General features: G+C 30.6%; 1 protein-coding gene. It reads right to left on the minus strand.

Translation table 11 applies throughout. The annotated features are described in order from the left end of the window. Nucleotides 1–190, minus strand: a 190-nt coding sequence (locus ABGF45_RS08445) for a transposase (protein WP_408125378.1), incomplete at its 3' end; no start/stop codon positions are given. Nucleotides 191–219: the final 29 nt, after the last annotated feature.

The following is a 219-nucleotide window of genomic DNA, read 5'->3' on the forward strand; positions in this document are numbered from 1 at the left end:
CTCCAATGCTAGATTTAACTGTTTTTTTACTACTTCCATTTCTTGTATTTATTGAAAGTGGTGTTTGTCCATATTCATAATCCAAATGCTCATCAAGTTCTGCTTTTAACATGCTTTCTATCGTTTCTCCTAGCAAGTCTTTTAATGCTTCTTGTATATCTTGAGCAGTTTTTATATCATATGACTCTATTAATTGTTTTGCTAATCTACTTTTTGCTG

It is taken from the genome of Helcococcus sp. KG196 (assembly GCF_046035495.1).
GTDB classification, from domain to species: Bacteria; Bacillota; Clostridia; order Tissierellales; family Peptoniphilaceae; genus Helcococcus; species Helcococcus ovis.